The organism is Azospirillum canadense (assembly GCF_025961225.1).
GTDB classification, from domain to species: Bacteria; Pseudomonadota; Alphaproteobacteria; order Azospirillales; family Azospirillaceae; genus Azospirillum; species Azospirillum canadense.
In genome coordinates this window covers 90,213-112,473 of the sequence record NZ_JAOQNG010000004.1, presented here as the reverse complement: position 1 = coordinate 112,473, position 22,261 = coordinate 90,213, and the positions used below count along the sequence as shown (strand labels likewise).

Sequence of the window (22,261 nt, the reverse complement as noted above, 5' to 3'; positions counted from 1 at the left end):
GATGACCCATTCCGATCTCGCCTTCAAGAACCGGCTCGCCGAGAACCGCGTCGTCCTGGCCCCCGGCGTCTACGACGCCTTCACCGCCTCGCTGGCGGCGGCGGCGGGGTTCGAGGCGCTGTACCTGTCGGGCGCGGCCATCGCCTACACCCGGCTCGGCCGGCCCGACATCGGGCTGGTCTCGGTCAGCGAGGTGGCGGACACCATCGCGCTGGTGCGCGACCGCGTGCCGACGCCGCTGGTGGTGGACGCCGACACCGGCTACGGCAACGCCCTGAACGTGCAGCGCACCGTGCGCATGTTCGAACGGGCCGGCGCCACCGCCCTGCAGCTTGAAGACCAGAGCTTCCCCAAGCGCTGCGGCCACCTGACCGACAAGGCGGTGATCCCGGCCGGCGAGATGGCCGGCAAGATCAAGGCGGCGGTCGACGCCCGCACCAGCGAGGGCACCCTGATCATCGCGCGCACCGACGCGGTGGCGGTGGAAGGCGTCCCGGCGGCGCTGGACCGCGCCCGGCTCTACGTGGAGGCCGGGGCCGACGTGCTGTTCGTCGAGGCGCCGAAGAGCCGGGAGCAGCTGTCGGCCATCGCCACGGATCTGGGCGGCATCCGCCCGCTGCTGGCCAACATGGTGGAGGGCGGGCAGACGCCGATCAGCTCCGCCGCCGACCTGGGCGACCTCGGCTACCGGCTGGTGATCTTCCCCGGCGGCATCGTGCGGGCGCTGGCCCGGCAGGCGCAGGACTATTACGCCTCGCTGGCGCAGCACGGCACCACCCAGCCCTTCCGCGACCGCATGTTCGACTTCAACGCGCTGAATGACCTGATCGGCACGCCGGAGATGCTGGCGCTCGGCGACACCTACAAGGACTTCACCTCCACCAATCGGGAGGACGCAGCATGACCACCAGAACCACCACGATCGACCCCGTCACGCTCGCCGTCCTGAAGGGCCGGCTGGAGCAGATCGCCGACGAGATGGACGCGACGCTCTACCGCTCCGCCTTCAACCCGATCATCGCGGAGGCGCGCGACGCCTGCCACGGCCTCTACCATGCGGAGACCGGCGCCACGCTGGTGCAGGGCACCAACGGCCTGCCCATCTTCGTCGGCGCCATGGCCTTCGCGGTCAAGGCGGTGATCGACAAGGTGGCGAAGGAGGGCGACCTGCACGCCGACGACATCTTCCTGTTCAACGACCCCTACGACGGCGGCACCCACCTGAACGACTTCCGTCTGGTGCGGCCGATCTTCCGCCAGGGGCGGCTGTTCTGCTGGATGGCGTCGGTCGGCCACTGGCTCGACATCGGCGGCAACGTGCCGGGCAACTTCAACGCGCGGGCCACCGACAGCTTCCAGGAGGGCGTGCGCATCCCGCCGGTGAAGCTGGTCCGGGCCGGGGTGATGAACCACGACCTGCTGGCGATCCTCGCCGCCAATTCGCGCGTGCCGGTGTCGAACTACGGCGATCTGAACGGACAGCTCAACGCGCTCGACCTCGGCGTGCGCCGCCTGACCGAGCTGCTGGACGAGCATGGCGAGGACACCGTCGCCGCCGCCTTCGACGCCTTCACCGCGCGGGCCGAGGCGCTGATGCGCAGCGCGCTGTCCAAGCTGCCCGACGGCACCTACAGCTTCGAGGACTACCTCGACAACGACGGCATCACGGCGGATCGGCTGCGCATCGCACTGGACCTGACCATTTCCGGCGACCGCATGACGCTGGACTTTTCCCGCTCCTCCGCCCCCTGCGCCGGGCCGCTCAACATCGCCTACTCCACGGCGGTCGCCTGCTGCTACGTCGCGCTGAAGCATGTCTTCACCGACGTGCCGGCGAATGCCGGCTGCCTGAACCCGATCACCTTCGTCATCCCCGAAAGCACGCTGCTGGCGGTCAAGCCGCCCAAGCCGGTCGGCGGCTACACGGAAACCATCCTGCGCGTCATCGGCGTGGTGTTCGGCGCGCTGGCCCTGGCCGATCCCGCCCGCGCCACCGCCGCCCCCTTCGGCACGATCAACGCGCTGTCGCTGGCCGGCCATCGGCAGGACGGCTCGCGCTGGGTCATGTTCTCCTTCTTCGGCGGCGGCCTGGGTGGCAACCCGGAGAGCGACGGGCTGAACCACGCCAACAACCCGATCTCCACCGCCACCATCCCGCCGGTGGAGATCCTGGAAGCGGCCTATCCGGTGATGTTCACCCAATGGGCGCTGCGCCCGGATTCCGCGGGCGCCGGCCTGCACCGCGGCGGTCTGGGCGCGGTCTACGAGATCGAGGCGCTGACCGACGCCGACGTCTTCCTGCTGGGCGAGCGCGGCGTCTTCGCGCCCTTTGGCGTGGCCGGCGGCACGCCCGCGGCGCTGAACCGCTTCACCTGGCAGAGCGACGAAGGCGAGAAGTCGCCGCCGCTCGCCTCCAAGGTCACCGACGTGAAGATTCGCGACGGCCAGCGCGTGCGGCTGGAAACGCCGGGCGGTGGCGGCTGGGGCGACCCGCGGCGCCGCGATGCGGAGGCCGTGGCCCGCGACGTGCGGCTCGGCTACCTCGGCGTTGATGCGGCGCGCGGCGCCTACGGCGTGGCCCTGACCGAGGACGGCACGCTCGACCTCGCCGCCACCGCCGCCTTGCGCGAACCCTCCGCCGCCTGACGAATCCGGGACCAAGACCATGAGCACGAGCAACGGTATTCCCAAGGGTGCCATCGTCGGCGTCGATGTCGGCGGCACCTTCACCGACCTGTTCCATTACGACGAGGCGCGTGGCAGCTTCCGCACCGCCAAGGTCCCCTCCAACCGCGGCGACGAGGCGGTCGGATTCCTGGCCGGCTTGCAGAGCTTCGGCGCGGTCGCGGACCTCGGCTCCATCGTCCACGGCACCACCGTCGGCACCAACGCGCTGCTGGAGCGCAAGGGCGCCAAGGTCGGGCTGATCACCACCGCCGGTTTCCGCGACGTGCTGGAAATGCGCCGCCGCGACCGCCGCCAGACCTGGGGCCTGTGGGGCGACTTCGTCCCCGTGGTCGACCGCGACCTGCGGCTGGAGGTGGCGGAGCGCACGCTGGCCGACGGCACCATCCGCACCGCCGTCGATGCGGAGGAGGTGCGCGCCGCCGCCCGCCGGCTGGTGGCGATGGGGGCGGAGGCGCTGGCCATCGTCTTCATCAACGCCTACGCCAACCCGGCCAACGAGCTGGCGGCGCTGGAGGCGGCGCGGTCGGTCTGGCCCAACGCCAACCTGGAGTGCTCCGCCCGCATCCTGCCGGAGATCCGGGAGTTCGAGCGCACCTCCACCACCGCGCTGAACGCCTATCTCCAGCCGGTGGTCGGCAGCTACCTCGCCAAGCTCGACAACGCGCTGGCGGGGGAGGGGTTCGGCGGGCGCTTCCACATCGTGCAGTCGAACGGCGGCGTGATGTCCACCGACACCGCGCGGCGGCTGCCGGTGCGCACCGCCCTGTCCGGGCCGGCGGCCGGCGTCATCGCCGCGGCGGCGATCTCCAAGGCGGCGGGCTTCCCCAACGTCATCACCGGCGACCTCGGCGGCACCAGCTTCGACGTGTCGCTGGTGGTGGAGGGGCAGACCATGCTGGCCGCCCAGACCACCATCGATTTCGGCCTCGTCGTCCGCACCCCGATGATCGAGATCACCACCATCGGCGCCGGCGGCGGCTCCATCGCCGGGGTCGATCCCGGCGGCATGCTCCAGGTCGGGCCGGAGAGCGCCGGCTCGCGGCCGGGGCCGGTCTGCTACGGCCAGGGCAACACGCGCCCGACGCTGACCGACGCCAACGTGCTGCTCGGCCGCATCAACGCGGAACGGCCCATCGGCGGCAAGCTCGCCCGGCTGGACGTCGACGCCGCCCGCAAGGCCATCGCCACCCACGTCGCCGAACCCCTCGGCCTCGACGTCATGGCGGCGGCGGAGGCGGTGGTGCGCATCGCCAACAGCAAGATGGCCGGCGCCATTCGCCTCGTCTCCATCGAGCGCGGGCACGACCCGGCCAAGTTCGCCGCGGTGCCCTTCGGCGGCGGCGGCGCGCTGCATGTCGGCGCGCTGATCAAGGAGGTCGGCTTGAAGGCGGCGCTGGTGCCGCGCTTCCCCGGCGTGACCTCCGCGCTCGGCTGCGTCATCGCCGACATCCGCCACGATCAGGTGCAGACGGTGAACCTGCCGCTGGCGGGCATCGACGCGGGCTCGCTCGACCGCCGCATGGTGGAGGAGGCAGCATCGGCCCGCGCCGTGGTGGAATCCGCCGGCCTCAGCGTCGATCGCATCGACCTCGTCTTCGAACTGGACATGCACTACATCGGCCAGACCCACACGGTCGCCGTGCCGCTGCCGGTGTCGGTGCAGAACGGCACCACCAGGATCGACGAGGCGACCATCCGCGCCGCCTTCGAGCGCGCCTATCAGGCCTCCTTCAGCCGCCTTCTACCGGGGGTGGGAGCCAAGATCGTCAACCTGCGCACCGCCGCCATCGGCCGCCGCCCGCATTTCGACCTCGCCGCCCTGGCCCCGCAGCCCGGCACGACGGTGGAAGGCGCCCACGCCGGCTCCCGCCCGGTGTGGTTCGACGGAGCGTGGCACGAAACGGCGGTCTACAACCGCCTCGACCTGCCGGTCGGCGCAGAAATCCACGGTCCGGCCATCCTGGAGCAGCCGGACGCCACCACCGTCATCGACCCCGACCTCAGCGCCCGCGTCGACGGCTTCGGCAACGTCATCGTGGAAAGGAGCGGCCGATGAGCAGCACCGCCATCCCGATCGAGCGCACCGCCCTGCTGGTCTGCGACCTGCAGAACGACTTCATTCACCCCGACGGTGCCTACGGTCGCGCCGGCCAGACCGCGCCGGAGATCCTGGCCCTACCGGAGCGGGTGAAGCCGCTGGCCGACCTTATGCGCTCGCGCGGCGGCTGGGTCATCTCCACCAACTTCACCCTCGTGCCCGGCCGCGGCGGGGAGCCGATGATCTTCCCCCACCTGAAAGCGCTGCGCCCCTTCCTCGCCAAGGGTGATTTCCAGCCCGGAAGCTGGGGACACCGCACGGTGGACACGCTCCAGCCCGTCGATGTGGAGGTGGAGAAGATCGCCTATTCCGCCTTTTACATGTCGCGGCTGGAATGGGTGTTGCGGAAATGCGGGGTCGAGCGGCTGCTGGTCTGCGGCATCGTCACCAACGGTGGCGTGGCCTCCACCGTGCGCGACGCCCATGTCCGCGAGTTCCAGACCATCCTGCTGGAGGACGGCTGCGCCGCCTTCACGCGGGAGGTGCATGACGTCTCCGTCGCCGCGCTGCGCCTGGTCTGTCGCGTGGCGACCATCGCCACGATGCTGGAGGAGGTCGCCGCCCCATGAGCCGCATCCTGCCCGCCGACGGTATGGCGTTCGAATTCACGGTTCCCGTCGTCGTGATCGGCGGCGGGGCCGCGGGGATGATCGCAGCGCTCGCCGCCCATGAACGGGGGGCCGAGGTGCTGGTGCTGGAGCGCGACGCGCTGCCCCAGGGCTCCACCGCCCTGTCGGCCGGGCTGATTCCGGCCCCGGGCACCCGCTGGCAGCGCGACGCCGGGATCGAGGACAGTCCGGAGCGCTTCGCCGCCGACATCATCGCCAAGGCGAAGGGCGAACCGGACCCGGCCGAGGTCGCCCGCGCCGCCCGGGCTGTCGGGCCGGCGCTGGAATGGCTGGCCGACCGCTACGGGCTTCCCTTCTCGGTGGTGGACAACTTCACCTATCCCGGCCACAGCGCCCGGCGCATGCACGGCCTGCCCAGCCGGTCAGGGGCGGAGCTGATCGACCGCCTGCGCGGCGCGGTGGAGGCGGCCGGCATCGACGTGCTGTGCGAGGCCCATGTGACCGCGCTCTACGCCGACAGCCCCCGTGTCCGCGGTGTGGAGGTCACCCGGCCGGACGGCAGTGTCGAGCGGATCGGCTGCGGCGCGCTGGTCCTCGCCTGCAACGGCTATGGCGGCAACAAGGCGCTGGTGGAGCGGCATGTGCCGGAGCTGGCCGACGCGCTCTATTTCGGCCATCCCGGCAACCAGGGCGACGCGCTGCTCTGGGGGCAGGCGCTGGGTGCGGCAACCCGGCACCTGTCGGGGCACCAGGGGCACGGCTCCGTCGCGCATCCCGCCGGCATCCTCGTCACCTGGGCCACGGTCACCGAGGGCGGTGTGCAGGTGAACACGGAGGGTCGGCGCTTCTCCAACGAGGCGCAGGGCTATTCGGAGCAGGCCGCCGTCGTGCTGCGCCAGCCCCAGGGCATCGCCTGGACTGTCTTCGACGAGCGCATCGCCGCCATTGCCCGCCAGTTCGAGGATTTCCGGCAGGCCGAAGCGATGGGCGCGGTGCTGGGTGCCGACACGCCCGCCGATCTCGCCCGCCTGATGAAGATCGACGCCGACGCGCTGGCCGCCACGCTGGCCGAGGTCGACCGGCTGAAGGCGGCGGGCGGAACCGACGGCTTCGGCCGCGACTTCGCCGGCTCGGCGCCGCTGGTTGCGCCCTACCGCGCCGTTCGCGTCACCGGCGCCCTGTTCCACACCCAGGGCGGGCTGGTCGTCGATGATGACGCCCGTGTGTTGAACAATGACGGGGCGCCGCTGCCCAACCTCTACGCCGCCGGTGGCGCCGCCTGCGGCGTGTCGGGATCAAAGGCGTCCGGCTACCTGTCCGGCAACGGCCTGCTGACCGCGGTGGCGCTGGGGCGCATCGCCGGGGTTGCGGCTGCCGACTCCGTTAGGGAGGACAACCAATGACCGAACAACCCCGCAGCCTGTTCGAGAAGGTCTGGGACGCCCATGTGGTGGCGACCCGGCCGGACGGGCAGGCGCTGCTCGCCATCGACCGCCATTTCCTGCACGAGGGCTCCTTCCACGCCTTCGGCATGATCGACCACGCCAATCGCTCGGTGCGCCGGCCGGAGTTGACTTTCGCCGTCGCCGACCATTACGTGCCCTCGCACAGCCGCGCCAAGCCCATCGCCGACCCGGAAATCGCCAACATGGTGACGATGCTGGAGGCGAACGCCGGCCGCCATGGCCTGCGCCATTTCGGCCTGCACGACCCGGCGCAGGGCATCGTCCATGTGCTGGCGCCGGAGCAGGGGCTGACCCTGCCGGGCCTGACCATCGTCTGCGGCGACAGCCACACCTCCACCCACGGCGCCTTCGGGGCGCTCGCCTTCGGCATCGGCGCGACGGAGGTGTCGCACGTGCTGGCGACCCAGACCCTGTGGCAGCGGCGGCCCAAGACCACGCGGATCACCGTGGACGGCGCGTTGGGCGCGCATGTGACGGCCAAGGACCTGATCCTGGCGGTGATCGGCGCCATCGGCGCCGACGGCGCCGCAGGGCATGTGATCGAATACGCCGGCAGCGCCATCCGCGCCCTGTCGATGGAAGGCCGCCTGACCGTCTGCAACATGTCGATCGAGGCCGGGGCGCGCGCCGGCATGATCGCCCCCGACGACACCACCTTCGCCTGGATCGAGGGGCGGCACTACGCCCCGAAGGGGGAAATGTTCGACCGCGCCGTCGCGCACTGGCGAACCCTGCCCAGCGATCCGGGCGCCGTCTTCGACCGCGAGGTGACGCTCGACGCCGCCGCCATCGCGCCGTCCGTCACCTGGGGCACCAGCCCGGAAACCGCGGTTCCCGTCACCGCCGCCGTCCCTGACCCCGGGGCGGAGGCCGACCCGGTGCGCGCCGGCCAGATGCGCAAGATGCTGGACTACATGGGCCTGACCCCCGGCATGGCCCTGGAGGACGTCGCCATCGACCGCGTCTTCATCGGGTCCTGCACCAACGCCCGGCTGGAGGATCTGCGCGCCGCCGCCGCGGTTCTGCGCGGCCGGCGCGCCGTGGTGCCGGGGCTGGTGGTTCCAGGCTCCGTCCCGGTCCGCCAACAGGCGGAGGCGGAGGGGCTGGACCGCGTCTTCATCGACGCCGGCCTGGAATGGGGCCAGCCCGGCTGCTCCATGTGCGTGGGCATCAACGGCGACCTCGTTCCGGCGGGGGAGCGCTGCGCCTCCACCACCAACCGCAACTTCCCCGGCCGCCAGGGCCCCAACGCCCGCACGCACCTGATGAGCCCGGCCATGGCCGCCGCCGCCGCGGCGACCGGCAAGCTTACCGATGTCCGCAAGCTGGGAGCGTCATGAGCATGGATCCCTTCGTCACGCTGACCGCGCCGGCGGTGCCGCTCGACATCGCCAACATCGACACCGACCAGCTGCTGCCCGCGCGCTTCCTGAAGAAGCCGCGCAGCGCCGGCTACGGCAACTTCCTGTTCCATGACGAGCGCAAGCCCGGGTTCCCGCTGGACGTGCCCGCTTACACCGGTGCTGCCGTGCTGGTGACCGACCGCAACTTCGGCTGCGGGTCCTCGCGAGAGGGGGCGGTCTATGCGCTGGTGGACGCCGGCTTCCGCTGCGTCGTCGCCCCCAGCTTCGGCGACATCTTCGCCGCCAACGCCGCCAAGAACGGCCTGCTGACCGTCACCCTGCCGGAGGACGCGGTGGCCGCCCTGCGCCGCCAGCTTCAGGAGACGCCGGGCGCCACCGTCACCGTGGACCTGCCGGCCCAGACCCTGACCGCCCCGGACGGCGGCGCGCTGTCCTTCGCCATCGACCCCTTCAAGAAGGAATGCCTGATCGAGGGCCTCGACGACGTGGCGCTGACGCTCCGCCACCAAGACGCCATCGACGCCTTCGACCGCGCCGACGTTACGGCGCGGCCATGGCTGGTGCCGGACGCCCGATAAGGGCGTGCCGGTCTACAGCAGCTGGTCGAGCGTGATCGGGAAATCCCGCACCCGCCTACCCGTGGCGTTGTGGATGGCGTTGGCGACGGCGGCGCCGGTTCCGGTGATGCCGATCTCGCCGATGCCACGGGCGCCCATCGGGGCGCGCGGGTCGGGGATGTCGGTCCAGATCACGTCGATCTCCGGCACGTCCATATGCACGGGCACGTGATAGTCGGCGAGGTTGCGGTTCATGATCCGGCCCTTCCGCTCGTCGAACTGCGTTTCCTCCATCAGGGCCAGCCCAAGGCCCATGATGATGCCCCCGCGGAACTGGCTCGCCGCCGTCTTCGGGTTGAGGATGCGCCCGCAGTCGAAGGAGCCCAGGAAGCGGCTGACACGCGTCTCGCCGGTGACCGCGTTGACGCGCACTTCGCAGAACATCGCGCCGTGGGAGTGCATCGACCAGTGCATGGTCTCCAGCGGCATGGGCGCGCTGCCTTCGGCGGCCAGTTCGCCGCGCCCGGCCCGCCCCAGGATCGAGGCGTAGCTTTCGAAGTGGCCGGGCTCGTCCAGCTTGCGCAGGCCGCCGTCGGCGCTTTCCACCTCGTTGGCACTGAGGCCGGCGAGCGGTGAATCGTTCCCGGCGAGCTTCAGCAGCTCAGCCACCAACTCCTGGTGGGCCATCATCACCGAAAGCCCGACCGACGCCGTCTGCTGCGACCCGCCGGCGAGGATGACGCCGGGCAGCGAGGAATCGCCATAGCGCACCGTCACCGCCTCCAGCGGCAGGCCGAGCCGGTCGGCGGCGACCTGCGCCTGGGCGGTCGCCGTGCCCATGCCCATCTCGTGCGCCGCGACGTCGACGCGGGCGCGGCCTTGCGCGTCCAGCGTGATGCGCGCCGCACCGCCGGGCATGCGGTGGTAGGGGTAGGTCGCGGTGGCGCACCCCATGCCGACCAGCCATTCGCCCTCCCGCCGCGCGCGGGGTGTCGGGCTGCGCCGGTCCCAGCCGAACCGCTCGGCACCGGCGCGGTAGGCCGCCACGATGTTGCGGGAGGAGAAGGGACGGCCGGAGATGGGATCCTTCTCCGGCTCGTTGCGGATCCGCAGCTCGATGGGATCCATCCCGAGCTGTTCGGCCAGCTCGTCCATCGCGCATTCCAGCGCGACGGTGCCAACCGCCTCGCCGGGGGCGCGCATGAAGGTGTTGGCGACCATGTCCAGGTAACAGGTCTTCACCTCCAGCGCGATGGTCTCCGACGCGTAGGCGCTCTGGGTCGGCAGGATGAAGGGCTCCGGCATCGGGCTGTGGCGCGTCTTCGGCGTCACGCCGCGGTGGATGATCGCCGTCAGGCGCCCGTCCGCGTCGGCGCCCAGCGCCACCCGCTGCTCGGTCGGGCTGCGGCCGCCGACGATGCGGTACACCCCCTCGCGCGACAGGGCGATGCGCACGGGCCGCCCGGCCAACCGCGCCGCCGCCGCGGCGAGGACCTGATGCTGCCACAGCCCCTTGGCGCCGAAGCCGCCGCCGACGAAGGGCGAGCTGACATGCACCTGACTCTCCTCCAGGCCGAAGATCTGCGCCATCGACCAAGCGGTGTGTGCGACCGCCTGCGTGGCGTCATGGACGAACAACTCGTCGCCCCGCCAGGCGAGCGTCGCGGCGTGCGGCTCGATGGCGTTGTGGTTGTGGCCCGGCGTGCGGTAGACGACCTCGACCTTGTGGGGCGCGGCGGCCAGGGCCGCGTCGGCGTCGCCGACCACGGCGCGCAGCGGCTCACCCATGAAGGTGCCGACCTCGCATCCATCGGCGGTTGCCACGGTGGTCGCCGCCGGCTCCTCCTCATAGGTGATGCGGATCAGCGAGCGGGCGTGGTCGGCCTGCTCCTGCGTCTCAGCCAGCACCAGGGCCACCGGCTCGCCGTTCCAGCGCACCCGGTCGTCCTGCATGATCGGCGAATCGTCGCCTGCCGCTGCCTTGTCGCCGCTGAGGAAACGCGGCGGCGGGTTGAGGCGCGGCGCGTTGCGGTGGGTCATCACCAGCACCACGCCCGGCGCCGCCTCGGCCGCGGCGGTGTCGATCGCGGCGATGCGCCCCTTTGCGATCGTGCTGTAGGCGAGCGAGGCGTAGGCCATGCCGTCCAGCGCGACCTCCGCCGCGAAGGGGGCCGCGCCTCGCACCTTTCGCGGGCCGTCGACGCGGCTGACCGGCTTGCCGATGTGGCCGTGCTGGCGCCGGATCAGCGGGTCGGGCCGGCCACCCGGCATGAGGCTGTCGGGCGCCAGCTCCACGGCCTTCTTCATCACCGTCTGCGCGACGCCCTGCACCGCTTCCTTGCCCTTATCAACGATGCCCTTGCCTTCGCCGCTCATGCCCCGCCTCCCAACACCTCGACCTCCGCCAGTTCGCCGAGCACGGCGACCATTGTCCGCTGCGCCAGTTCGACCTTGAAGGCGTTGTCCCGCAGTGGCTCGGCCGCGGCGAGTTCCGCTGCCGCCGCTGCGCGGAAGGTGGCCTCGGTCGCGGGCTGGCCGCACAACGCCTGCTCCGCCTTCGACGCGCGCCAGGGCTTGTGCGCGACCCCGCCGAGCGCCAGCCGCACGTCCGTCACGGTCCCGTTCTCGACCGACAGCGCCGCGGCGACGGAGACCAGGGCGAAGGCGTAGCTCGATCGGTCGCGCACCTTCCGGTAGGTGGAGCGTGCCGCGATGGGCAGGGGCGGCAGCTCCACCGCCGTGATGAGGTCGCCGGGCTGCAGCACCGTGTCCCGGTCGGGCTCGTCACCGGGAAGCCGGTGCAGATCCGCGAAGGGCAGGCGGCGTTCGCCATCAGCGCCGCTCAGATGCACGGTCGCGTCGAGGGCGGCCAGTGCCACGCACATGTCGGACGGGTGGGTCGCGACGCACGCCGGCGAGGCCCCGAGGATCGCGTGCATGCGGTTGAAGCCGTCGATGGCGTCGCAGCCCTGGCCCGGCTCCCGCTTGTTGCAGCGCGATCCCGCCCGGTCGTAGAAATAGGCGCAGCGCGTGCGCTGAAGGATGTTGCCCGCCACCGTCGCCATGTTGCGGATTTGCGGGGAGGCGCCGGCGACGATGGCGCGCGCCAGCATCGGGTAGCGGCGGCGGACCAGCCCATGCTCCGCCAGTGCCGTGTTGCGCACGGCGGCGCCGATCAGCAGCCCACCGCCGTCGGTTTCCGTGATCTCCGCCGACAGGCCGGTGACATCCACGAGCGTCCCTGGCCGCTCGATGGTCTCGCGCATCAGGTCGACCAGGTTGGTGCCGCCGCCCAGATACTTGGCGTCGACGCCGGAATGCCGGACCGCGGCGTCCGCGTCGGCCGCCCGTACATAGCTGAAGGGTGTCATTCCGCGGCCTCCGCGTGGGTCTCGGCCCCATAGGTTTCCGCGATGGCGTCCATGATGCCGTTGTGCGCGCCGCAGCGGCACAGGTTGCCGCTCATCCGCTCGCGCAGCTCGTCCCGGCTGTGCGGGATCGCGGTCGCGGCGAGGTCGGCGGTGACGTGGCTGGGCACCCCGCGCCGCAACTCCTCGATCATGCCGACGGCCGAACAGATCTGGCCGGGTGTGCAATAGCCGCACTGGAAGCCGTCATGCTCGATGAAAGCTTGCTGCAACGGGTGCAGCGCGCCCTCGTCACCCAAGCCCTCGATCGTGGTGACGGAACGCCCTTCATACTGCACGGCGAGCGCAAGGCAGGAGAGGATGCGCTGGCCGTCCACCAGCACCGTGCAGGCCCCGCAGGCCCCCTGGTCGCAGCCCTTCTTGGTGCCCGACAGACGGAGCCGTTCCCGCAGCAGGTCGAGCAGGGACACGCGCGGATCATCCGGCAACGCCACGTCGGTTCCATTCACGATGATGCCCATCCGCTCCTCCCGGCCAGCCCGTGGCGGCCGATACCGACCGGCCGCCGTCTGGGTCGGTTCAACACCCGGTCGCCGCTTTGGTGCCCGGCGCGCGACCCGTCGTAACGGTGTTGTGATCTCCCGTTCGGCACGCGCATGCCCTGCGCCGCCCGGAACCATCCTTTCGCGCCCGCATTATGATTCATGAACACTGCAATTCGCGCGTGCTTCGGCGCCCGGTGCGTTGACGCCCAGTGGGCTGACGCCCAATGCGTCGCCAAGGGGTCCTGCCGCGCAAGGAGACAACGCCGTGGCTGCCGTCATCGATGAAAGACCGCATTACCGACCGGCAAGGGGGATCCATCCCTTGCACGCGGTGCTGCTCGCCGCCACCATCCCGCTGTTCCTGGGCGGGCTGCTGAGCGACTATGCCTACTATTCGACCTTTGACATCCAGTGGAGCAACTTCGCGGCCTGGCTGATCGCGGGCGGCATGGTCTTCACCGGGTTGGCGGTCCTGTCCTCCCTCATCGACCTGGCCCGCGCCCGCGGGCGCCGGAAGCAGGCGCTGCTCACCTTCGTCCTGCTGCTCGTCACCTTCGCGCTCGGCCTCGTCAACTCGTTCGTGCACGCGCGGGACGCCTATGGATCCATGCCGGACGGCCTGATCCTGTCGGTGATCGTCACCGTGGCCGCCATCCTGGCGACCTGGGTCGGCTTCTCCAGCCTTCGCGTGGGAGTGACGCCATGAACCGGTCCAGCCTTTTGGCCGCCGCGGCGCTCGTGGCCCTGCTGGCCGCCTGCGACGGCAACGACGATCCGGGGGCGCCGGTGTACGGCGCCAACCCGAAGCTGCCCGCGCAAGAGAGCGGCCTGCTTCCCAGCATGAAGATCGCCGATCCCGCGCAATGGGGCGGCAAGAAGCCGAACGTGCCGGACGGCTTCTCGGTCACGGCCATCGCCACCGACCTCGGCATCCCGCGCCAGACCCTCGTCCTGCCCAACGGCGACATCTTGGTGGCCGAGGGCCGGGGCGGCGGGGAGTCGGCGGTGCGGCCGAAGGACTTCATCGCTGGCGTCATCAAGGCCAAGGGGACGACCTCGGTCAAGAGCGGCAACCGCCTGACCCTGCTGCGGGACAAGGACGGCGACGGCGTCTACGAGGAACGGACCGTCTTCGCCGACCATCTGAACGCGCCCTACGGGCTGGCGCTGGTGAAGGACCAGCTCTACGTCGCGAACCAGGACGCGCTCGTGCGCTTCACCTACCACGAGGGGCAGACCCGCGCCGACGGGCCGCCGGTCAAGGTTACCGACCTGCCGTCCTACATCAACCACCACTGGACCAAGTCGCTGGCCGCCAGCCAGGACGGGCGCTTCCTTTACGTCGGCATCGGCTCCAACAGCAACATCACGGAACGCGGCATGCCCGCGGAGCTGGACCGCGCGATGATCTGGGAGATCGATGCCCAGACGGGCGCGCACCGCCCCTACGCCACCGGCATCCGCAACCCCACCGCGCTGGCCATCCAGCCGGGCACGGGCAAGCTGTGGGCCGTGGCGAACGAGCGTGACGAGCTTGGACCCAACCTCGTCCCCGACTACCTGACGTCGGTTCGCGACGGCGCCTTCTACGGCTGGCCCTACAGCTATTGGGGCCAGAACGTCGATCCGCGCGCCCAGCCGCAGGACCCGCAGAAGGTCGCCTCGGCGATCCAGCCCGACTACAGCCTGGGCGCGCACGTCGCGGCACTCGGCGTGGCCTTCTCCGCGCCGGCCATGGGCGGGCGCTTTGCCGACGGCGCGTTCGTGGGCGAGCATGGCAGCTGGAACCGGAACGTGCCCAGCGGCTACAAGGTCGTCTTCGTCCCCTTCCGCGACGGCGCCCCCGCCGGTCCGCCGGTCGACGTCGTAACCGGGTTCCAGGAAAACGGCAAAACCTTCGGCCGGCCGGTCGGCGTCACCGTCGACCCGAAGGGTGCCCTGATCGTCGCCGACGACCTGTCGAACACGATCTGGCGCGTCACTTCCAACAACCGGACCCCCACAGCCGAAGCGCCGACGAGCCCGGGTACGGCAAAACCTTAAGCGCAGCCTTCCCGGAGGTCCGTCGCGTCAGCGGATCTCCACCGTCGCGCTGTCGCTGCGCCCGTCGGCGTCGAGCACGGTGATCCGCACGGTGCCGGCCCCACCGGGCGTCCAGTCGATGTCGCGGCGGATCGGCGTCACCGCGACGCGCCGCCCGTCGACCAGCCAGGACAGCGGCCGGCGCCCGCCCGTGGCGGTCAGGGTCAGCGGGTCGGCTTGCCCGTCCGGGCTCAGCGCCTCCAGCACCATGTCGTTGGACGGGAAGACGAGGCGCGGCGGGTCGGGCTGGCGCGCGGCGGCGGCCAGGGCCGGCTCACCGGCGTTCAGGCGGCGGAGCAGCGCCGGCGGCGCGGTCCCCGCGGCGAGCGGCCCGGCCGGCCGGCCGCGGTCGCGCGGCAGCAGGTCGTAGACGCGGTAGAGCAGGGGGGCCGCCGTGTTGCGGCCGTAGCGGTCTGGGCTGGGCGTGCCGTCCGGCCGCCCCACCCAGACGCCGACGGTGTAGCGCTCCGTCACGCCGAAGGCCCAGGCGTCGCGGAAGCCGTAGCTGGTCCCCGTCTTCAGCGCGATGGGGCCGAGCGCCTGCTGCCCCTGGTCCTGCACCACGCCGGTGGGCGGGGCCGCCCCCTCCAGGATGGCGCGCACCTGCTGCGCGGCGGCGGGGGACAGCAGGCGGTTCGCGGCGCCCTCCGCTGCCGTGGGATCGGCGCGCAGCGGCGCCACCATCCCGTCGCGCGCCAGCCCGGCGTAGAGCGCCGCCATGTCCAGCAGGCTGATGGAGGCGCCGCCCAGCGCCACCGGCAGGCCCGGCTCCGCCGTTCCCGGCGGCATCACCAGCGTGGCGCCCGCCCGCCGCAGGGCCTCGGTGAAGCGCATCGGCCCGACGCGGTCCAGCACCAGCACCGCCGGCACGTTCAGGGAGCGCTGCAACGCCTCCGCGACCGTCAGGTCGCCGCTGAAGCCGCGGTCGAAGTTGCGCGGGGCGTAGTCGCCGAAGCGGGTGGACACGTCGGCCACCTGGGTCAGCGGGTGGATCAGTCCCTCGTCGAACCCCAGCCCGTAGATGAAGGGCTTCAGCGCCGACCCCGGCGAGCGCACCGCCCGCACCATGTCGATCGGCCCCTGCCGCCGCTCGTCCAGGAAATCCGGGCTGCCGACCCAGGCGAGGACGCTGCGGCTGCGGTTGTCCACCACCAGAACGGCAAGGCCGGCCCGCTCGTGCAGCGTCTCGGCCTCGCGCCGCGCCATCGCCTCGACGGTGCGTTGCAGGCCGCCGTCGAGCGTGCTCGCCACCACCGGCTGGCCCGGATGGGCGCCGCGCAGCGCGTCGGCCAGATGGGGGGCGGAGGCGGGCAGGGGCAGCTTGGCGGCGGGGACCGGCTCCTGCTTCGCCTCCTCCGCCGCGCGCGGCGACAGGGATCCTGCCAGCACCGCGCGGTCCAGCACCTTGTCGCGCGCCGCCCGCGCCCGCTCCGCCGCCCGGTCGGGGCGCAGCAGGGAGGGGGCCTGCGGCAGCGCCACCAGCAGGGCGGCCTCGGCCGGCGTCAGCTCCGTCGGCGGCTTGCCGAACAGGGTCGGGGACGCGGCGCGGATCCCCTCCACATTGCCACCGTAGGGGGCCAGCGTCAGGTACATGGCCAGTATGGCGGGCTTGTCGTAGCGCCATTCCAACTGGGCCGCGCGGGCCATTTCGATCAGCTTGGACCGCAGCGTGCGCGGCCGCGGCTCCAGCAGGCGGGCCACCTGCATGGTCAGGGTCGAGGCGCCGGAAACCACCCGGCCGGCGGTCAGGTTCTGCCCCGCCGCGCGCAAGACGGCCAGCGGATCGACGCCGGGATGGTCGCGGAAGCGGCGGTCCTCGTAGGCCAGCAGCAGATCGATGAAGGCTGGCGCGACTTGGTCCGCCGTTGCCGGCAGGCGCCACGCCCCGGCCCGGCTGGTGAAGATGCGCAGGGGCTCACCCGCCCGGTCGGTGACGGTGACGGACAGGTCCTGAAGCCGCTGCAAGGGTGGTGGGAACAGGGTGTCGAGGGTGAGGAGGGCGGCGGTGAGAGCACTGATACCGACGATGCCGACCAGAGCGACCGTTCGCCAACGGGCTCTTGCTCCCTCTCCCCCCCGGGGAGAGGGTTGGGGTGAGGGGGATGCGCTTTTGCCGAACGCACCGCCACGCGCAACCCCCTCACCCTCCCGCGCCTTGGCGCGGGCCCCTCCCTCTCCCCAGAGGGGAGAGGGTGAAGGTTGCGGCCCTTGCCCGTCCATCACATCGCCGGCTTTACCGCGATCCGCCCGGCGGCTTGGCGGGCGAAGAAGCGGGGCTTGTACATGTCCTCGACCGAGGCGCCGGGCAATTCGTAGCTTCCTGGCGTCACCGCGCGCACCAGGAAGGCCAGCTTGAAGGTCTGCGGACCCTCCTCCGCGATGTCGACCGCGGCAGTGAAGCGGTCGTCGCGCGACTCAAAGCTGTTGGGGACGGACAGGTCGGTCAGCCACTCGAAGTCGCTGGTGCCCCCGGCGCCGAAGCGGGGGTTCTCGATCTCCCAGCCGGCGGGCAGCGGGTGGGTCACAGCGAGCTGGTGGAACAGCTTGGTCGTCGACTCGCCCTCCAGCACCACCAGGAACACGTCGTTCTGGTGGATGTCGTCCAGGTTCACCGGGCTGCCGTCCTTGTGGAAGAAGTTGCGCTTGATGCGCAGCCCCTCGCGCGCCGCCAGGGCCGGGGCGGTGGGCACGCCGGACAGCGACACCGCCTGCCAGACCGCCGCCTTGCCGGCGTTGCCGACCGGCAGGCCACCGGCAAGTTGCGCGGCGGTCGGCGTCAGGTCGACCCGCGCGCCCGTACGCTTCACGCCGCCGGGCAGGGCCAGCTCCACCGGGCCGGGGCTGCCGCGCAGCAGCGCGTCGGCGGCCAGCACCGCCCAGGCCTTCTCCTGCGTGTTGGTCCGGTTCGCCGCGGTAGCCGAGGCCGGCAGCCGGTCGAGCAACGCCGGCAGGCGGTTGCCCAGCATGTTGACCTCCGCGGCGATCGCGATCAGCGCCGCCGCATCGCGGGTGGTGGAGCCGTAGTCGGCGTGCCACTCGTTGCGCGCCAGCCGGGCGACCGCGGAATCGAAGGCGCTGTTCGCCCGCTCCGCGTCGCCCATGCGGGCCAGCGCCGCGCCCAGCTGCCCCTTGGCGAGCGGGGTCGGCAGCTGCTCCAGCGCCGTGTCGTGCAGGTAGCGCGCCGGCCCCGGCAGGGAAATGCCGCCCAGCGCCAGGACGTGCAGGGCGTAGGCGCGCGCCGCCAAGTCCTCGGGCCCGCCGGCGCTGGCAACGGCGCGCTGGCGCAGCCAGGCGAGCGCATCGGCCAGGGGCTTGTCGGGGACGGGATTGCCCTTCTGACGCGCGCGGATCAGGAACTCCGTCGCGTAGGCGGTCAGCCAAGCGTCCGAATCGCCATAGGCGCTCCACAGGCCGAAGCTGCCGTCGAAGCGCTGGCGGTCCAGCGTGCGGGCCACCGCCTGCTGGATGCGCGATTCCAGACCGTCGTCGGGCTTGCGGTCGGTGCCCAAAGCCAGCTCCACGTCGCGCACCGCCAGTAGGGGCAGGGCACGGCTGATGGTCTGCTCCGAACAGCCGAAGGGGTAGCGGTCCAGCGCCCGCAGGATGCCCGCCACGTCGAAGGGCGGCGCCGTGCTGAAGCTGACCGACAGGCCGCCGGTCCCCGGCACGAAGTTCGCGAGCGACACTCCGTCGATGCGCACCTGCTCACCCGGCGCCAGCTGGCTGGTGGTGAACTGCGTCTCCACCGGGCGGGCCGGCCGCACGGTGATGCCGGTGTCGTGCGACAGCGTCCGCCCATCCGGCCCGGTCACCGTCACCGCGATGTGGCCGATGCCGGCGGTGACGCCCTTCAGCGGAAGAACCAGCGTCTTTCGCTCCCCCTTCGCCAGCGGGACGGACTGCTGGCCGCCTTCCACCGCCACGGCGTCGCGGCCCTCGACGTTGACTGCGTAGGGGCCCTCCGTCCCCTCCACGTTGTGGAGGTTCAGGGTGACGCGGCTCTCGTCGCCGGGGGCGAGGAAGCGGGGCGTGATGGCATCGGCCACCAGCGGGTCGCGGACCGTCAGGGCTTGCGCGGCGGAGCCGACCCGGCTGCGGCTGAAGGCGACGGCCATCAGGCGCAACTCCCCATTGAAGTCGGGGATGTCCAGGCGGACGCGGGCGGTGCCGTCGGCGCCGACCTTGATCGGTCCCTGGAACAGCGACACCACTGTGAAGGGCACCACCGGCAGCCCGGCCCCGCTGGAATCGCCGCCCTGGCGTAGCGCGCCGAAGGGACCATCCAGCGCGTCGATCAGCCGGCCGTAGTCGTCGCGGATGTCGAGCCCCAGCATCCGCTTGCCGAAGAAATGCTTGCCCGGCTGCGGGCTGGCGAAGTCGGTCAGGCGCAGGATGCCCTCGTCCACCGCGGCCAGCGTGACGTAGGTGTCGTCCGGCGTCCCCGCCGCGGCGGCGACCTTCACTCCGACCTCGACCGGCCCACGCGGCGTGATCACAGCGGGTGCGTCGAGCGCCACGGTCAGCGTGCGCGCGGCCGGGTCGATACCGAGCCAAGCGAGCCCGATGGCGCGCACCGGCTGCCGCTCCCGCCCCTTGACCGGCGGGCGGTAGGCGGTGGCGGTGACGTAGGCGCCAGGACCCCAAGCCGGGTCGATCTTGACCTCGACGGTCGAGCCCCCGGCCGGGACCGACAGGGTGCGGACGTCGAACAGCCGGTCGGTGGCGACGGTCAGCAGGACCTCCCCCGCGAAGGGCGGGGTGATCTTCAGCCGCGCCGTCTCGCCCGGCGCGTAGGCCGGCTTGTCGGCGGTGACCTCCAGCTTGTCCGGCGTGCCGGCGTTGTCCTCGGCGGTCTGCCAGCCCGAGGCGAAGCGGATGGAGCTGGCGACGCGCGCCGCCTTGTCCGTCACCTCCAGCCGGTAGCGGCCGAAGTCGCGCTTGCCGAGCGACAGCACCGCCGGCTTGTCCGCCGCGACGCTGACCGTGCCCGACGTGATCGGCACGTCGCGGGTGACGGCCGTGTAGCTGACGCGCCCGCCCTGCCGGTACCATTGGAAGGTGACACGCTCCTCCACCAGTTCCCAACTTAGGTTCTGCTTGGCCAGCGCCGTGCCGTCGGGGGCCACGGCGACGAGGTCGAACAGGGCCTCCTGCCCCTCCCCGATGTGGCCGTCGCGGAACTGCGGACGCAGGCCGATGGCGTAGGAGGCGCTGCGCACCGGCACGGTCACCGACGCGCGCGCCGGCCGTCCGCCGGGCTCCGCCAGGGTCACGTGGATGTCGGCGCGCAGGGGGCGGGTGGTGTCCGGCAGGCCGGGCAGCGCAACCGCGATGTGGGACTTGCCTTCCGCGTCGGTCGTCGGGAACTCCAGCGTCTCCAGCCGGCTGTTCACCGTCTCCTGGGCGAGGCCAAAGCAGTAGTCCTTGAAGGCAGGGTAGGGCATCGGGTCGGGCTGGAGCGCCACCTCGGCGGTGCCGTCGAGCCCGGCGGCCGGCGGGCCGTAGAGGAAGCGGCCACTCGCCACCACCTCGAAGGGCCGCCCGACGGTCAGGACGGGGGCCGAGGCGGCGACGTCGAGCGCCAGCTTCAGCGGCACGAAATCCTCGACCTGGAAGTTGGCGCGCCCGACCGGCTCCCCCTTCGGGTCGCTGTAGACCAGCACCTGCCAGCCGCCGAGCGGCGCGGTCTTCGACAGCGCCAGCGGCAGGAAGAAGCCGCCCGCGGGGTGGGCGGGGGCTTGGCCGGAATAGTATTCGGTCCCGCTCGGCCGCAGCACCTTGACGGTCAGCGGGAAATTTTCTACCGCGTCCGTCCGGTCGTCGCGCAGCAGGATGCCGAGGTTGACCGTCTCGCCCTGCCGGTAGACGCCGCGGTCGGTGTAGACGAAGGCATCCATCGGCCCCGGCGCCGCCCGCCCGCCGACCCCACGGTCGGACAGGTCGAAGGCGGCGCTGGTCAGGTCCAGCATGGCGAAGTCGCCGCCGGCGTAGGCCATGGCCATCTCCGGCATGTTGCCGCCGCGGCTGCGCACGATGCCGGGCGGGAAGGTCGCGCGGCCCATCGCGTCGGTGGTGACGCGCGCCAGCTCCGCGTTGTTGCGGGCGACCAGAGCCACCTCCACCCCCGGCATCGGCTTGGCGGTGCCGTAGGAGCGGGCGAAGACCGTGATCCCGTCCGCGCCGCGCAGGCTGGTCAGGCCGATGTCCGACACCACCACCCACTGGGTGGCGAGGTCGGACCAGTCCTCCGCCGGCTCCACGTCCGCCGGTTCGGCGGTGACGGCGTAGAGGCCGGGCTTCGGCGCCTCGCCCGCCGCTTGGCGGAAGGGCAGGGCCGTCGTGGTCTCCTTATTGCGCTCGCCTTTCGTTTCCAGCGTGCCTTTCCACACCAGCTCTCCGCGCTGGTCGGCCAGCACCTCGGCGGCGCTTCCGGACAGCGGGGTGAACAGGCGCCCGTCCTGCGATCCGGGGACGAGGTTGCGGTCGGCGATGCGGTAGACCGCGACGTTCAGCTTGTCGGCGTTGACGCTCACCACCGGGATGCCGTCCGCCCCGCTGCGCGGCAGGATGAAGGCGTTACCGCGGAACGCGGCCATGGCCGGCCGGTCGGGGACGCGCACGCGCTGCGTCTCGTCCGATTTCAGCAGCACGCCGTCCTCGCCGGGCAGACCCTGGCGCAGCGTGACCGTGTAGCCGTTGCCGTGGGTGAAGCCGCGCAGGCAGAGGTCGTGGTCGCGCGTTTCCACCGCCACGCGGGTCGGCGGCTCGATCCGCAGGAAATCGTCGAAGCGCAGGCCGCGCTTGGTGCTCAGCGCGTCGGAGAAGCTGAAACAGACCCGCGGGGCCTCGTCCTCCGGGTTGACGCGGACGGCGCGCAGCGACAGGCCGACCTGCTGGCGGAGCGCCAGCAGCCGCCCGTCCAGCCCCGGCGCGCGGGCGTCGAGCAGGGCCTTGTCCAGTTTCGGCGCCATCGCCTGGACGTCGCGCAGCACCTTCACCGCCTCGTCCGGCTTGCCGAAGGGTCCCTCCAGCAGGTCGGCCATCCGCCACTGGGCGGCGACGCGGTCCTCGTCCTTGCCGCCCTCGGCAGTGTAGGCGAGGCGGGCGGCCTGGAGCGCCCGCTCCTTGTTTGGCGTCGGCTGGGCCATCCAGGCGTTGCTGAGTTCCAGCCACACCGACGGGCTCATGGCGCCCAGCGTGATCGCCTGCTCGAACTTCGGCACGGCCGCGGCGCCGTTGCCCTGCTGGAGTCCGGCGCGGGCCTGCTTCAGCGCGTCGGCCCGCTGCTGCGCGTTCGGCTGAGGCGGCGCCTTGGCGCGCAGGGACTGCGCGTAGGCCGAGGCCTCGTTGCCGAGGCCCGGCGGCACATACTCCGCCCGCACCGGCGGGCTCGCGACGACGACACAGAGAACGAGGAGGAGCGCCAGCAGCCGGGCCATGGGAGTCACCCTTCTTCGCAGGGGCGTTAAGACGCCTTAACCAACCTCCGATTTATAGCCGAGCAACCCGACGCTGGCGAGCGGC

The 22,261-nt window shown here is 71.9% G+C and carries 14 protein-coding genes; 9 read left to right on the top strand and 5 right to left on the bottom strand.

What is annotated here, in order from left to right; translation table 11 throughout:
• Position 1 precedes the first annotated feature (1 nt).
• Genes M2351_RS21995 through leuD form a run of 7 tightly spaced genes read left to right on the top strand, consistent with a single transcriptional unit; the run spans position 2 to position 8,763 of the window.
• Positions 2 to 904 carry an isocitrate lyase/PEP mutase family protein gene (locus M2351_RS21995; RefSeq protein ID WP_264658196.1) on the top strand — a complete coding sequence of 301 codons (903 nt, stop codon included), beginning with the start codon at positions 2 to 4 and terminating at the stop codon, positions 902 to 904.
• Positions 901 to 2,646 (top strand): hydantoinase B/oxoprolinase family protein, encoded by a 1,746-nt coding sequence (locus tag M2351_RS21990; RefSeq protein ID WP_264658195.1) that lies wholly within the window; start codon positions 901 to 903, stop codon positions 2,644 to 2,646. The genes M2351_RS21995 and M2351_RS21990 overlap by 4 nt, the downstream gene beginning before the upstream one ends.
• Positions 2,647 to 2,665: 19 nt before the next feature.
• Entirely contained in the window at positions 2,666 to 4,744 is a 2,079-nt protein-coding gene (locus M2351_RS21985; protein ID WP_264658194.1) for a hydantoinase/oxoprolinase family protein, read from the top strand.
• A complete protein-coding gene (locus tag M2351_RS21980; RefSeq protein ID WP_264658193.1) occupies positions 4,741 to 5,355 on the top strand; it encodes a cysteine hydrolase family protein in 615 nt (204 codons plus the stop codon). Before M2351_RS21985 ends, M2351_RS21980 begins: the two co-directional genes overlap by 4 nt.
• Complete coding sequence (locus M2351_RS21975) at positions 5,352 to 6,758, top strand: FAD-dependent oxidoreductase (protein WP_264658192.1); 1,407 nt, start codon at positions 5,352 to 5,354, stop codon at positions 6,756 to 6,758. Before M2351_RS21980 ends, M2351_RS21975 begins: the two co-directional genes overlap by 4 nt.
• Entirely contained in the window at positions 6,755 to 8,161 is a 1,407-nt protein-coding gene (leuC, locus tag M2351_RS21970; protein WP_264658191.1) for a 3-isopropylmalate dehydratase large subunit, read from the top strand. The genes M2351_RS21975 and leuC overlap by 4 nt, the downstream gene beginning before the upstream one ends.
• Positions 8,158 to 8,763, top strand: coding sequence for a 3-isopropylmalate dehydratase small subunit (gene leuD / locus M2351_RS21965; RefSeq protein WP_264658190.1), 606 nt, complete (start codon positions 8,158 to 8,160; stop codon positions 8,761 to 8,763). Before leuC ends, leuD begins: the two co-directional genes overlap by 4 nt.
• A 12-nt stretch (positions 8,764 to 8,775) precedes the next feature.
• Here the strand turns inward: leuD and M2351_RS21960 are convergent, their stop codons facing one another.
• From M2351_RS21960 to M2351_RS21950, 3 genes are read right to left on the bottom strand one after another with little or no spacing between them, the layout of a single operon-like run.
• Positions 8,776 to 11,118 carry a xanthine dehydrogenase family protein molybdopterin-binding subunit gene (locus M2351_RS21960; RefSeq protein ID WP_264658189.1) on the bottom strand — a complete coding sequence of 781 codons (2,343 nt, stop codon included), beginning with the start codon at positions 11,116 to 11,118 and terminating at the stop codon, positions 8,776 to 8,778.
• Complete coding sequence (locus M2351_RS21955) at positions 11,115 to 12,113, bottom strand: FAD binding domain-containing protein (RefSeq protein WP_264658188.1); 999 nt, start codon at positions 12,111 to 12,113, stop codon at positions 11,115 to 11,117. The genes M2351_RS21960 and M2351_RS21955 overlap by 4 nt, the downstream gene beginning before the upstream one ends.
• Positions 12,110 to 12,631, bottom strand: a complete 522-nt coding sequence (locus M2351_RS21950) for a 2Fe-2S iron-sulfur cluster-binding protein (RefSeq protein ID WP_264658187.1) — start codon at positions 12,629 to 12,631, stop codon at positions 12,110 to 12,112. The genes M2351_RS21955 and M2351_RS21950 overlap by 4 nt, the downstream gene beginning before the upstream one ends.
• Positions 12,632 to 12,977: 346 nt before the next feature.
• On the opposite strand from M2351_RS21950, the gene M2351_RS21945 reads away from it, so the two are divergent.
• Positions 12,978 to 13,361, top strand: a complete 384-nt coding sequence (locus M2351_RS21945; protein ID WP_319801912.1) for a DUF2231 domain-containing protein — start codon at positions 12,978 to 12,980, stop codon at positions 13,359 to 13,361.
• Positions 13,358 to 14,698: a PQQ-dependent sugar dehydrogenase gene (locus tag M2351_RS21940; RefSeq protein WP_264658186.1), complete on the top strand. Its 1,341-nt coding sequence runs from the start codon at positions 13,358 to 13,360 to the stop codon at positions 14,696 to 14,698. Before M2351_RS21945 ends, M2351_RS21940 begins: the two co-directional genes overlap by 4 nt.
• Positions 14,699 to 14,725: 27 nt before the next feature.
• On the opposite strand, the gene pbpC is transcribed toward M2351_RS21940, so the two are convergent.
• Both pbpC and M2351_RS21930 read right to left on the bottom strand, forming a co-directional pair.
• Positions 14,726 to 16,702, bottom strand: a complete 1,977-nt coding sequence (gene pbpC / locus M2351_RS21935; protein WP_264658185.1) for a penicillin-binding protein 1C — start codon at positions 16,700 to 16,702, stop codon at positions 14,726 to 14,728.
• Between the two features lie 254 nt (positions 16,703 to 16,956).
• The gene (locus M2351_RS21930; RefSeq protein ID WP_264658184.1) at positions 16,957 to 22,176 is read right to left on the bottom strand and encodes an MG2 domain-containing protein; all 5,220 of its coding nucleotides are present in this window, start codon (positions 22,174 to 22,176) and stop codon (positions 16,957 to 16,959) included.
• Positions 22,177 to 22,261 lie beyond the last annotated feature (85 nt).